This window comes from Dickeya poaceiphila, assembly GCF_007858975.2.
Classification (GTDB): Bacteria; Pseudomonadota; Gammaproteobacteria; order Enterobacterales; family Enterobacteriaceae; genus Dickeya; species Dickeya poaceiphila.
Map to the genome: position 1 here is coordinate 3,875,469 of NZ_CP042220.2, position 12,223 is coordinate 3,887,691.

The 12,223-nt window shown below is 53.8% G+C and carries 11 protein-coding genes; 2 read left to right on the forward strand and 9 right to left on the reverse strand.

What is annotated here, in order from left to right; all coding sequences use genetic code 11:
- Positions 1 to 32: 32 nt before the first annotated feature.
- Genes alsK through Dpoa569_RS17405 form a run of 7 tightly spaced genes read right to left on the reverse strand, consistent with a single transcriptional unit; the run spans position 33 to position 7,018 of the window.
- Entirely contained in the window at positions 33 to 929 is an 897-nt protein-coding gene (gene alsK, locus Dpoa569_RS17375; RefSeq protein WP_128569804.1) for an allose kinase, read from the reverse strand.
- Positions 926 to 1,618: a D-allulose 6-phosphate 3-epimerase gene (gene alsE, locus Dpoa569_RS17380; protein WP_042868249.1), complete on the reverse strand. Its 693-nt coding sequence runs from the start codon at positions 1,616 to 1,618 to the stop codon at positions 926 to 928. The genes alsK and alsE overlap by 4 nt, the downstream gene beginning before the upstream one ends.
- Positions 1,618 to 2,682 (reverse strand): ABC transporter permease, encoded by a 1,065-nt coding sequence (locus tag Dpoa569_RS17385; protein WP_042873735.1) that lies wholly within the window; start codon positions 2,680 to 2,682, stop codon positions 1,618 to 1,620. Before Dpoa569_RS17385 ends, alsE begins: the two co-directional genes overlap by 1 nt.
- 19 nt (positions 2,683 to 2,701) lie before the next feature.
- Positions 2,702 to 3,691 carry an ABC transporter permease gene (locus tag Dpoa569_RS17390; protein WP_042868248.1) on the reverse strand — a complete coding sequence of 330 codons (990 nt, stop codon included), beginning with the start codon at positions 3,689 to 3,691 and terminating at the stop codon, positions 2,702 to 2,704.
- A complete protein-coding gene (locus Dpoa569_RS17395) occupies positions 3,684 to 5,189 on the reverse strand; it encodes a sugar ABC transporter ATP-binding protein (RefSeq protein WP_042868246.1) in 1,506 nt (501 codons plus the stop codon). The genes Dpoa569_RS17390 and Dpoa569_RS17395 overlap by 8 nt, the downstream gene beginning before the upstream one ends.
- A gap of 3 nt (positions 5,190 to 5,192) precedes the next feature.
- Positions 5,193 to 6,173 carry a substrate-binding domain-containing protein gene (locus tag Dpoa569_RS17400; RefSeq protein ID WP_042868244.1) on the reverse strand — a complete coding sequence of 327 codons (981 nt, stop codon included), beginning with the start codon at positions 6,171 to 6,173 and terminating at the stop codon, positions 5,193 to 5,195.
- Positions 6,173 to 7,018, reverse strand: a complete 846-nt coding sequence (locus Dpoa569_RS17405; protein ID WP_042868242.1) for a DeoR/GlpR family DNA-binding transcription regulator — start codon at positions 7,016 to 7,018, stop codon at positions 6,173 to 6,175. Before Dpoa569_RS17405 ends, Dpoa569_RS17400 begins: the two co-directional genes overlap by 1 nt.
- Before the next feature lie 830 nt (positions 7,019 to 7,848).
- Between Dpoa569_RS17405 and Dpoa569_RS17410 the strand changes: the two genes are divergently transcribed.
- Positions 7,849 to 8,196, forward strand: a complete 348-nt coding sequence (locus tag Dpoa569_RS17410; RefSeq protein WP_042868238.1) for a hypothetical protein — start codon at positions 7,849 to 7,851, stop codon at positions 8,194 to 8,196.
- 264 nt (positions 8,197 to 8,460) lie between these two features.
- On the opposite strand, the gene Dpoa569_RS17415 is transcribed toward Dpoa569_RS17410, so the two are convergent.
- Together Dpoa569_RS17415 and Dpoa569_RS17420 are read right to left on the reverse strand one after the other, a co-directional pair.
- On the reverse strand, positions 8,461 to 9,309 hold the full coding sequence (locus Dpoa569_RS17415; protein WP_042868236.1) for a pirin family protein: 849 nt from the start codon (positions 9,307 to 9,309) through the stop codon (positions 8,461 to 8,463).
- 83 nt (positions 9,310 to 9,392) lie between these two features.
- Positions 9,393 to 10,832: a sensor domain-containing diguanylate cyclase gene (locus tag Dpoa569_RS17420; protein ID WP_042868235.1), complete on the reverse strand. Its 1,440-nt coding sequence runs from the start codon at positions 10,830 to 10,832 to the stop codon at positions 9,393 to 9,395.
- Between the two features lie 471 nt (positions 10,833 to 11,303).
- Between Dpoa569_RS17420 and Dpoa569_RS17425 the strand changes: the two genes are divergently transcribed.
- Positions 11,304 to 12,221, forward strand: coding sequence for a 3-oxoacyl-[acyl-carrier-protein] synthase III C-terminal domain-containing protein (locus Dpoa569_RS17425; protein ID WP_042868233.1), 918 nt, complete (start codon positions 11,304 to 11,306; stop codon positions 12,219 to 12,221).
- The last annotated feature ends 2 nt before the right edge of the window (positions 12,222 to 12,223 follow it).

Genomic DNA, 12,223 nt, shown 5'->3' on the forward strand with positions numbered 1-12,223 from the left:
ATAACGTCATCGCGTCATCGTCCCCAATAGCGTTATCTCCCGAAATAACGCTCCGCTGCCAGACAAGCGCCACGGCACCCGGTGTGATCGGTCGCGGCACTGACCACCAGTTTCAACCCGCGTCGGGTTACCGGTGGGCGCAAATGGCGCTCCAGCCGCGACTGAAACTGTTGCAGAGGAAAATCCGCCATTGCCGGCACCCCGCCCCCCAAAATCAGGTATTCCGGGTCCAGAATATTCATTTCTGCCGCAATGGTTTTCGCCAGCCGGTCAATAAACGCGCACAGGTCCGGGTGGTCGCGCTGGGTCGAAAACAGTGTTGCAAGCGGCTGCTCCGGGCAGTGCCGCTGCGCCCACTGGCTCAACCAATGGCCGCTGGTGACGGTTTCCACGCAGCCTTCGTTGCCGCACGGACAGGGGCGCGGATTGTCCGGCCACGGAATGTGCCCCAACTCGCCGGAGCCGCCGTGCTGGCCGTGGTAAAACTGGCCGTTGATCCACAGGCTATTGCCCAAGCCGGTGCCGAGATACACCCCCACTGCGTGCTGCGGCAGGCTCTCCAGTTGCAGCAAATCCCACAACATCAGGTGATTGACGTCTTTATCCATCGCTACCGGCACGCCTATCCGTTCCGCCAGTTGACGCGCCACCGGCTGGTCATCCAACACGGGGATAAACGGCAGCGACACCACCTGCTGCCGGTCATGGCTGAGGATGCCCGGCAGCCCCAGCATCACGCCGCCGATGGCGCAGTCCGCCGTCGCCAGCGCCGGGCGCAACACCTCAGCCAGCGCGCCCAGCGCATCCGGCTCCCGCGCCCAACTGGCGGTCGGCACTTTGTGAAACCCCGACCAGTGGTGTTGTGCATCCATCACCAGCAACCGGGTGCTGGTGCCGCCGATATCCACCCCCAACCAGCCGGTCATCACACAGACTCGCTTAGCGCGCCCTTCGCCTGCGCGATGTGTCCTTGCATCAAATCCCATGCCTGCTCCAGCCGGTCATGCAGGCCGAACAAGCCGGATGTACCGACGATCAGCACCTCAGCACCCGCCGCCAGCAGCGTGCCGTAGGTTCGCTGGTTGCAGGAACCGTCCACCTCTATCAGGTACTGGTAGCCGTGCCGGGCTTTCAGGCTGCGCAGTTCCTCGATTTTGCGCACCATTTCCGGAATAAATGGCTGACCGGCGTAACCGGGGTCTACCGTCATCACGGTTATCTTGTCCAGCAGGTGGATGTAGTGATGGATATACGATACCGGCGTCGCCGGGTTAAGCACCACGCCTACCCGGCGATTCAGCGCACGAATCTGATTAATGACCCGGAACGCGTCACGGTTGATGGTTTCGGCGTGCGGACAGATAACGTCCGCCCCGGCTTTTGCCACCGCGTCGATAAAATCGGTCGGCGCTTCCACCATCAGGTGCACGTCGATAGCCACGCGAGTAAATGGCCGAATCTGTTCAATGAAAAACGGCGACAGGGTGATGTTCTTGACGTAGTGCCCGTCCATGATGTCCACGTGCAGAAAATCGGCCCGCGAGTCCAGCACCGCCAGTTGCTGCTTAATCTCCATGAGATTCATACACATCAGCGAGGGGGAAAGTTGAGTACGCATCAGACGTCCTTTTTATCGTTTAACGATGACTGGCGGGCCAGCTGCACGCTGCGGCGCACGGCCCGGTAATGGATGTATTGGTTTTTAAAGAATTTGAGCGACAGCACCACGATCAGCACCGCGCCCCACATCGCCAGACTGAAATGCTGGCTAATGTTCAGCAGGTTGAAACCGGTGGAGAGGATCTGTAACGCCACCAGCGCCAGCACCACGCCGGTGACCCGGCCAAAACCGCCGTTAGGGTCAGCGCCGCCAAGAATGATCGCCAGTACTGTCAGCAGCAGGTAAGAGTCGCCGTAGCCGATGCGTGCCGAGTTAAAACGCGCCATCATCACCAGCCCGGCCAGCACGCACAACAAACTGGAAATGACATACACCAGCACCAACATGCGGTGGGTGTTGATGCCGCTAAACCAGGTGGCGTTGATGTTGCTGCCGCCCATGTAAATGCACTTGCCGGCACGGGTTTTGCCAAGAAATAGCGCCATCGCCGCAGCCGCCAGCAGGAACAGATAGAGCGGTAGCGGCACGCCGAGCAGCGTACCGGAACCGAGTGTGCGCACCACCTCCGGCATACCGCTCACCGCCGCGCCGCGCGTCAGCCAGATGCCGATGCCGTTGACCGTCATCATGGTCGCCAGCGTCACCAGAATCGGGTGTGCACCCACTTTGGTGACCATCAGCCCGGTAATCACCCCAATCAGCACCGCGAGCGCCACCGCCCCCAGCACGCCAATACCCAGCCACAGCAGTTGCAGTGCCGTACCGGCGCCGGACGGCAAATAACTCAGCAACACCCAGGCGATAAATAAGCTGGTGAGATTAGCCGTGGCGATGATGCACAGATTCAGGCCGCCGCTCAGGATGGCGACGAACATCGCCAGCGTGAACAGCCCTAATTCCGGCAACTGAAACGCCATGCTCATAAAGGTGGAGCCAGTGAAGAACCGCCCCGGCAGCGCCAGCGTAAAGGCGGCTACCGCGATGGCTATCAGCAGCAGCAGGCCGGGATGCGCACCACCCGCCCGACGGACAGCAGTGCGTAACCGGGCAATCGAGTTCATGGCGGAATACGCCTGTCGTTCAGGTAAAACTGACATCGGTTTCCTTCCGTTTTTTGTAGTGGGTAACGGTTATCGCCAGCATGATCACTGCGCCGATGACGATGTTCATGAAATAGCTGGAGACGCCAATCAGGTTGAGGCCGTTCTTGAGGATGGCTATCAGAAACACGCCCATCAGCGTGCCGGTGACGGTGCCTTTGCCGCCCATCAGGCTGGCACCGCCGAGCACGGTGGCGGCCAGCACGTCCAGTTCGCCGCCCACCAGCGCATTCGGCACCACTTCGCCGACACGGTAGACCTGCACCAGCCCGCCGACTGCCGCCATCACGCCGAGGTAGCCGTAAGCCAGCAGGTGGATCAACCCGACGCGAATCCCGATGCGCCTTGCCGATTCCTGATCGCCGCCGGTGGCGTATAACTGGCGGCCAAGGTGGGTTTTGTTGAGCAGGACCCAGGTGAACAGCGCGATCACCAGCATCAACGTTAATGGCAGGCCTATTTGGTAACTTTGGCCGTTAACGGTAAACGGCAATACGCTGCGCAGCGTCACCCACCATTCCGGCAAGCTGTACAGGCTGTGGCCATTGGTCAGCCACATCAGCAAGCCAAACAGCAGCGACTGCATACTGATGGTGATGATGATCGACACGATACGCAGCGAGTAGATCAACACCGCGTTGATCATGCCGAGCAGCGCGCCGCACAGCATCGCCAGCCCGATGCTGACCACCGGGTTATCAAGACCGGCATTCACGAACAGCGACGCGATCAGGTATTGCGTTACCGAGGCCACCGCCGCGAACGAAATATCGATGCCGCCGGTCACCAGCACCACGAACAACCCCAGCGCAAAAATACCGGTAACGGCATAGGTATCCGCCAGGTCGAGCAGGTTTTGCCACGTCAGGAACTGGTCGCTGGCAAGGGAGAAAAACACCACGAAACACAGCAGCACCCAGGCCAGCCAGCCCTGGCTCGACTGCGGTTTCAACCAGGATATGTCAGGCATTGATCACCTCCGCCAGTTGCTGTTGCGCGATGTCGTGTGGCCGGTATTCGGCATGGATGGTGCCATCCTGAAAATGCAGTACCCGGTCGCAGTTGTAGTAGACTTCCGGCACTTCGTCGGAAATCAGGATGATGGAAAGCCCCTCACGGGCCAGTTGGTGGATCAACTGATAGATGCTGGCTTTGGCGCCCACATCCACCCCAACGGTGGGCGAGTCGAGGATCAGTATCCTCGGCTGGGTCAGCACCCATTTGGCCAGCACGATCTTTTGCTGGTTGCCGCCAGACAACGTGGAGATCGCCTGTTCCGGGTCCGCCACCCGCACCCCCAGTTGCTGGATCCAGCGCAGAATCAGCGTGTTCTTGCGGTATTCGTCAATCAGATGGAAGCGACTGCGCAGTTGGTCAAGGATGGTCAACACCATGTTGTCCGCTACCGACTGCTGCTGGATCAACCCCAGCGTCAGCCGGTCTTCCGACACATAACCGATACCGGATTTGATGGCATCCTCATGGTGGCGAAAGCGCACCGGCTTGCTGTCGAGCCAGATTTTTCCGCTGTCGGGCTGGGTCATGCCGAACAACGACAACGCCAGCTCGGTACGCCCGGAGCCGAGCAACCCACACAGCCCCAGCACTTCGCCCTGATGCAGCCGGAAGCTGACATCGTGGTACTGCCCGGCGCGACTCAGCCTCTCCACCTCCAGCAACACACGATCCGGATTGCTGGTGGGAGCTTTCAATTGATAGTCGAGCGTCAGGCCGGTCATCAGCTCGGTCAGCCGCGCGCCGTCCATCTCGCTGGCAGGCCAGGTGCCGACCTTACGGCCATCACGGATCACCGTTACCCGGTCGGAGATCTCCAGCACTTCATCCAGCCGGTGACTAACGAACACCACGCAGATGTTTTTGTCTTTCAGATAGCGCACGGTGCGCAGCAGTTGGTTGACTTCGGTGCGGGTCAGTGAGGCGGTCGGTTCGTCCATGACAACCAGCCGAGCCTCCGCTACCAGCGCCCGGCAGATCGCCACCTGCTGGCGCTGCGCAATGGACAGCGCCGCCACCGTGGCATCGAGTTGCAGGTCGAACTGCAATTCGTTGATGATGCGCTGCGCGGTGTCGCGCACCCGGCGGGCACTGTACCAGCCGAACAACCCGTTCAGGTTATGCTCGAAGGCGATGTTTTCCGCCACGCTCAGGTTGGGAAACAACGACAGGTCCTGATAAATCACCTGAACGCCAAAATCACGCGCCTGCCGTGCGGTGAGGCGCGAGAGTGCGTCGCCTTCTCCCAGTCGGATACGGCTGCCGCTATCCGGGGCATGTACCCCGGATATCACCTTGATCAAGGTACTCTTGCCACAGCCGTTGGTGCCAGCCAGACAGTGCACTTCTCCCGCCATCAGCGACAGCGAGATATCGCTCAGCGCCCGGTTGCCGCCGAAGGTTTTCGACAGGTTCTCCAGCGCAATCAGCGTCTGTGGTTCAGCCGCGTTCATCGCTTACAACCCCATCTTGACCAGTTTCGGCAGGTTAGCTTTATCCAGGCTCTCGGTCGTGTTGCCGAGAATGGTGTGGGTCTGGCTATCCACCTTCACTTTGCCCAGGCCATCGATGGTCATGCCGTCGGTAATGACTTCCTTCTTCTGGATCATATCCGCCAGCCGCACGAACACCTCGCCCGCCGTCATCGGATTCCAGATATAGCCGCCCTTGATAGCGCCACGGTTAACCAGCGACTGGCCCTGACCGGGGCTAAACGAACCGATAACGCAGATCTGGTCAATCTTGTTGCGCGCCATGACGGCACGACCGGCACCGATGGGGCCCTGCGAACCAAACGCGATAATGCCTTTCAGATCGGGGTATTTAGACATCAGCTCGTTGGTGGTGCGGATAGAGTCATCCAGCGATTCGCCAACGCCGAACTTATCCGCCACCAGTTCCATCTTCGGATAGTGGGCTTTCTGCCACGCCACGGCGGAATCAACCCAGGCGTTGTGCAGCGGCACCGTCAGGCTGCCGACGTAGGCGGCATATTTGCCCTCGCCTTTCATGCAGTCCGCCAGCGCTTTCATGTGGTTCTCACCGTGGGTTTTGGCGTCAACCAGCTCAAAATCCCAGTCGGCGTAATTCTGTCCCGGCGACTCGTGCACCAGCACCTTGATGCCCGCTTCCTGAGCGCGTTTCAGTACCGGCTCCAGTACTTTCGGGTCGTTCGGCACTACGCCGATGATGTCCACCTTCTGGGCGATCAGATCTTCAATCGCGCGTACCTGTAACGCCGGGTCTGCCGAGGTCGGCCCGACCTGCCAGGCATCAATGCCGCGTTTAGCCGCTTCACTCTTGATACCGGCCTCCATCGCGTTAAACCACGGAATGCCGCCGATTTTCACCACCACTCCCATGCGCAGCTTATCAGCGGCGTGTGCAGAAGCAGCAAACAACGTCAGCAAGGTACAGGCGAGTAAGGTCTTTTTCATTATGCTTCTCCGATCGAGTTATTAATTAACTGCATGGCGGACGGACGTTGTGAACAATCGATAATATTGACGCCATTCCATGCCAGTTCCTGTTGAAGCGCTTTATCTTTCAAACTGTCGGTAATCAGAAAATCCACATCGCGGTAATGACAAATACGTGCGAACGATGGATGAGAAAATTTACTGGCGTCCATTAATAAATATTTTCTTTCCGATGCCAGCAGCATTTGTTGTTTTAAATGGGCGCTATTTTCATTGCCCTCACGTAAATAACCGTCATTCCCCAAACTGCTACAGGAAAAGAAAATCTTATTAATTAAAAACTCCTTTAATGGTTGCTCCGCCACCACACCGCTAAAATCTTCATAGCGGTCAGAATATTCTCCACCCAGACAAATGGTGCGAATATTCCCTTTCGGTGCCAACGTTTGCACCGTGCGCAATGAATTGGTTAATACGGTTAATTCAATATCCGGCAATTGCCGCGCTAAAAACCAGCAGGTGGTGCTGCTGTCGAGCAAAATACAATCGCCGGGGCTAATAAAATCCAGCACACGTTTTGCTATTTGCATTTTCGGCGTCACATTTTCATTCATGCGCTGACGAAATGTGGCTTCCTGCTCGCTGCGTCCAGCACTTATTGTGGGTGTATTTCCCTGACTGCGCGGGACAATAACAGCACCACCGTGACTGCGTAATAACACCCCTTTCTTTTCCAGCAGCGATAAATCTCGCCGGATAGTTTCCTGTGACACCTGGCATAACTTCACCAGTTCTGAAACCAATACACGACCATGTACGGTTAATTGCTCGACAATGCGCTGCTGACGCTCAATCGGCAACATGGCGACCTCCTGTGGGTATAAAGGTAATGGATAGCGGGAACACAAAATGTGCCCTGGGCAAAAGACCGGGGGAGGGAAAATGACGGGGCTGCATTCAGTGATCCTGGTGGAAAATAAAAATGAAACTTGCATCACCAGAAGAATTAAAGGTGATGAATGTCACAAAAAGTACCGTTTTAACGGCCATTATCGTGCCTTAACATAAGCACACTAATAAATGTATCAATAAATTAACATGACCGAATGTGACCGTTTTTGTGGATTTGACCGGTTTATGGGGAACAACACGCAGAAGGGATAAGCAAGGATACTCAGAAAGCGGAGGAAGCGCTTGCCCCCCGATAAAAGCCATGAAACTGGCAACGATGCTAAGCGATGCCATTCCACATCGGTGTTGTTGTCACGCCCCAGGATTTGCGGCGGTAAATAGGGAAAAACGGGGGAAGCATGGGGTGTGAGCCGGAACACCATCCTCACCACAGAGAAAGGCGTGAAATGTAATGCACGTTCTTCCTGATTGAAATGTTCATATTGCGAGCATCATTCCAAAACGAGTCGCAACCTCACTGTAAATCCATACAGCCCATTTTACCTTATTAACGACTGGCATAGAGTGTGTGTGCGGCGGCAACATCCGCAGCCGGGCGTGGAACCCGAATATCTGGAGCTGAAAAACACGTTGTTTTTCAGTAAGTATCCGTAGCTCAGGCAGGGCAACCAGAAGGTTGGCCGGCCAACAGATCCGGTGTTCCAACCTTGTCTGGGCCACACCTTTAGCCTGGAACCTGAAGGCGTAGCGACATAACCATCTGGCAATGGAAGACTTAATTATGACGGACACCAACGCGACTCCCGCTGACAGCAGCATCACCCTTTTTCGTGACCTGATCGCCAGCCTGCCGTTCTACCAGTTTGATGAGGTTCAGTTGTGTGACCTTGGCGCTATCGCCGCTGAATCCGTTTCTGGTTTATGCCATGGACTCAGTGAACTTGGCGACCGGCTGCAAAATGGCGACGGCATCGAACCCGAACAACGCTACCAGTTGGGCGCCAGTCTAAATGCCGCCGCACACCTCATCCCGGCGTTATTGGAAATCTGTGAACAGACGGAGCGATACACACGGGCGCTACCGCAGGCGAATGAACCGATACCGCTCTACGTGGTTTACACCGCGTGATGTAACGAATCAGGTGCTTAACTACTATCTTATGGCTGTATATAGGCACGTCACGACGGCCTGTTGTGACACCACGTCCTGTCTGGCAGCAAACACGGGTGAGCGTCTTATCGGGAAGCTCACCCTCTCTCTAACGCCACCCGTACCTGACCTATTAACCAGTAAACGTGATGCGTTGCTTTGTTCCCTGCAAACCGGGGACGTTCTCCTGCCTCGCCGGTTGTGCGGGCGTCGTCAATCGCCCGTTTGCTCTGACCATGCAGGTCAAACCTTATCAAATTTCCCGGCATGGTAATCCGCTATCGCTTGCTGGATCTCTTCGCGCGTATTCATCACAAATGGCCCATAAGACACGACAGGCTCGTCTATCGGCTCCGCATACCCAAACAGCAACACCGTCTCATCCGTAGCCTTGATAACAACGGTATCACCATCATCATGCATCTCCACCAGATTCCACTGTGAAACAGGGGTACCTGCGATACCCACCGCACCACGCACCACATATAAAAACACGTTGTTTCCCTTCGGTGCGGGTAACGTCACCTCAGCATCTGATTGCAGTTGCACGACTGACATAAACACGTCGGTGAGCGACGGAATAGGACCGGTTACACCCTCATACACGCCTGAGATCAACTGCATATCACCCCGCCCCGATGCCAACGGCACGCGGGGAATGGCATCATGTTGCAAACCGATATATCGGGGTGACGTCATCTTCAGGCGAGAGGGTAAATTCACCCACAGTTGCAGGATCTCCATTGCGCCGCCCTGGCGTTTGAACGCATCCGGCGACAATTCAGAGTGAACCAGTCCGGAACCAGCTGTCATCCACTGAACGCCACCCGCGTTGATGATGCTTTCATGACCACCGCTGTCACGGTGCACCAGGCTGCCTTCCAGAATAAAGGTTACGGTTTCAAATCCCCGGTGAGGATGCGGCCCAAAAGGCAATCCCTGATTATTCGGTAAGTACACTTGTGGACCGTGATGGTTCAGAAACAAAAACGGGTCCACTTGTGGTACGCCCGGCCCCGGTACCGGACGGCGGGTTATCAGGTCAGCGATATCATCCCGATACGCGGCATGACAGGTTGATACAGTACGCATAATCCCCTCTTTATATTGAAAATATTATGATGGAAATAAGTCCGATACCTACAACATGGAATAACGACCGTTTTTCGCCGCATTTAGTCAGCCGTAACCGCCTGATCACGCCCCTGACGCTTGGCCTGATACAACGCGTTGTCGGCGCGCTGCATCAGGTGGTCGATGCTTTCGCCTGGATTCGACTCCGCTATGCCGCAACTAATGGTCAGATTAATCACCTGATGGCGATGCGACACCAGCGCAAAGCGGACAGCCTGACGTATCTTCTCGGCGATGTGGTGAGCCTGATGCAGCGAACAGCCTTCCAGCAGCAGCACGAACTCTTCACCACCCCAACGGCAGGCGGCGTCTGTTTTGCGAATCGCCCGCTGCATCAATCGAGCGATTCGCACCAGTACCTGATCACCAACGTGATGCCCGTACTGGTCATTGATTTTTTTGAAGTGATCCAGATCGATCAGAATAATGGAGAAGGTACGGTGCTGCGTCGATTGTTTAATACGAAAGGTCTGAAAAATGTATTCAAACGCCTGACGGTTTATCAGCCCGGTCAATTTATCGGTCGTTGCCATCAACTCAAGCCGCCGCTGATATGCACCAATAGTCAGCCAGATCATCAACAACATGGTGATGCTGACAGTAATACTAATCCCGGTATTTTTCAGCAGGGTAAGCCACAGCTGTTGGTCGTGCGGCTCGCTGCTCTGCTCCACCATCAACTTCCAACCGAACTCTGGAATAATACGGGTGTTCAGAAAGATATTTTCGTTGTTCAATGAGTACTGATAGTTACCGCCCGGCGACGTCAGGATTTGGGTTGCCAACTGTTGTAATCCCGGCTGCTGATGAATGTTCAGCGCCCGGCGAAACCCCTTGCTGTGAAGCATGACGTCGCCGTTTTCATCGATAAGATAAATGGTGCGGTTGTAGCGCTGTTCGTAATTTTCAATCAACTGGGTGACCCGTTGCACCGGCAGACCGACACCGGTAACGCCAATAAAGTTACCGTTATAATCGAATACCTTGTAGTTGATGAAAATATCCATCCGAGTACGGTTTTCCGGATCGACACCGATTTCAATATCGTATGGTTCGTTATCCTGTGCATTCTTAATATCGAAAAACCACTGATCTTCCGGTGATTGCTCGGAAAGCGTGTGGGTCACCTTTTCCGGATCGTAATAGCGTCGGGTATTATCGGAAACGAAAAAGGAAACCACGGTATTAAAGCGCCGATCAATTTCCCTGAGATAACGGATCATCGCTTGCGGCTCCGTTTCGTTGGACAGCACCCAGTCTTTCACGAAGGTGTCGTGCGCCATCAGCGATGAAATAAAAATAGGATTGAGCAGGTCACGTTGAATTTCGGAATAAACATTATCGCTGGTAAGCGGCAACGAGCTTTCTGAAATCTCGTCGAACAGCGAGTGGCGGGCAACCTGATAACTGCTCCAACTGATCACTAAAAATGCGCTCAGCAACATGCAGGAAAACAGGATAGCCGCCCGTTTTTTGTTCATCCAATAGGTCTGGGAAATGTGAGACAAGGGCAACACCGCATCCTCTCGCTGGCGCCTGCCGACGTATTGCCGGAAAGCATTAATGCAAAATGCCGACATGGTAATGAAGTTAGCCCATAACGCAACTCACCTTATGCTATCCATCACTTTTTCTGATGAAATCCTGCAAATTTCAGCGCAGATTAGGGTGGTGATATTCATCCCCAATGCGTCTGTGCTTAGCGACCAATAATAGTAGATACGCGAATAGTGGATACGCGGCGAACACCTCGCCAGCCCCAAAAAGTTTGAAAACCATAACCTCGCTTAGAGCAGTGTCCACATTAGGTAGCCAGGCGTACTATCAATTCCATCTTTGGGATTCATAAATGGGATTTCTTGCGTCCAGAGCAATTTCAGGCAAAAAAACAAATCCACTTCTGAGATTATACAAGTCGTCAACAAAACCATAACTTATTATAAGAGTTCAAAATGCTTCCTCTAAACGGTTTATACAGGTTGCATGAGCGCATTTCATTAGTACCTGTTGCCGACTTAGCATCTTCCTACGATCTAAGAGCCGGGCAATGTAAAGTTTTAGAGCGTTTCTACTCTATAAAATCAGTGGCAAAATATGTCGGCACACATAAAGAAATGCTTAATGCGGTGGTTCACGAAGTCGTAAAAAAAAACAGTTATCTTAAACAAGAAACAGGATTACTGATTTACGCAAAAACGCAAACACACAATACTTTTTTTGATGAAAATTGGTTATCAGATATTACAAAAATGCATGGGATCGGCCACTGGGATTCAATGACTCTGAGCCTGAATCACTGCGCCACGGCATTATCGGCAATACATTTTCTAAAAAAAACAGCAATCAGGAATAAAAAACCACTAATTCTTTTAACCGGCGAGAAGGCTTTTCATAAAGATATTAATAAATTAGATAATGGCCTACTTGCTGAGATACCTCTGGCTTTACTGTTAAATGCGGGTCAGGCGACCTGGAATATCACTGGAAGTATGGTGAGGCATTTACCTGACTTTCATAATAACCACCAGGATAAATCGCCATCCGAACGTCGAGAATACTATTCAACCCTGGAAGACAAGTATGCTGAGTTTTATTTGAAATCTCTGGAAAAATTCAAGTTAAGACTGGATGAAATTGACGCCATCGTGCCAGGAAACCTGGATATACCGCAATTAAAACGTGCTATGGCAAAAATTAATTTTCAGGGACATTTGTTTCTGGAAAACATACCTGAATATGGTCATGCATATTGTTCAGACATACCATTTAATTTAGCTGTACTGCTGAAAGACTTTAATGGCAAGCGTATCCTGTGTGTCTCTATGGGAATGGGGATCACGTTATCAGGAATCTTAATTGAAAAGAGGTAAAC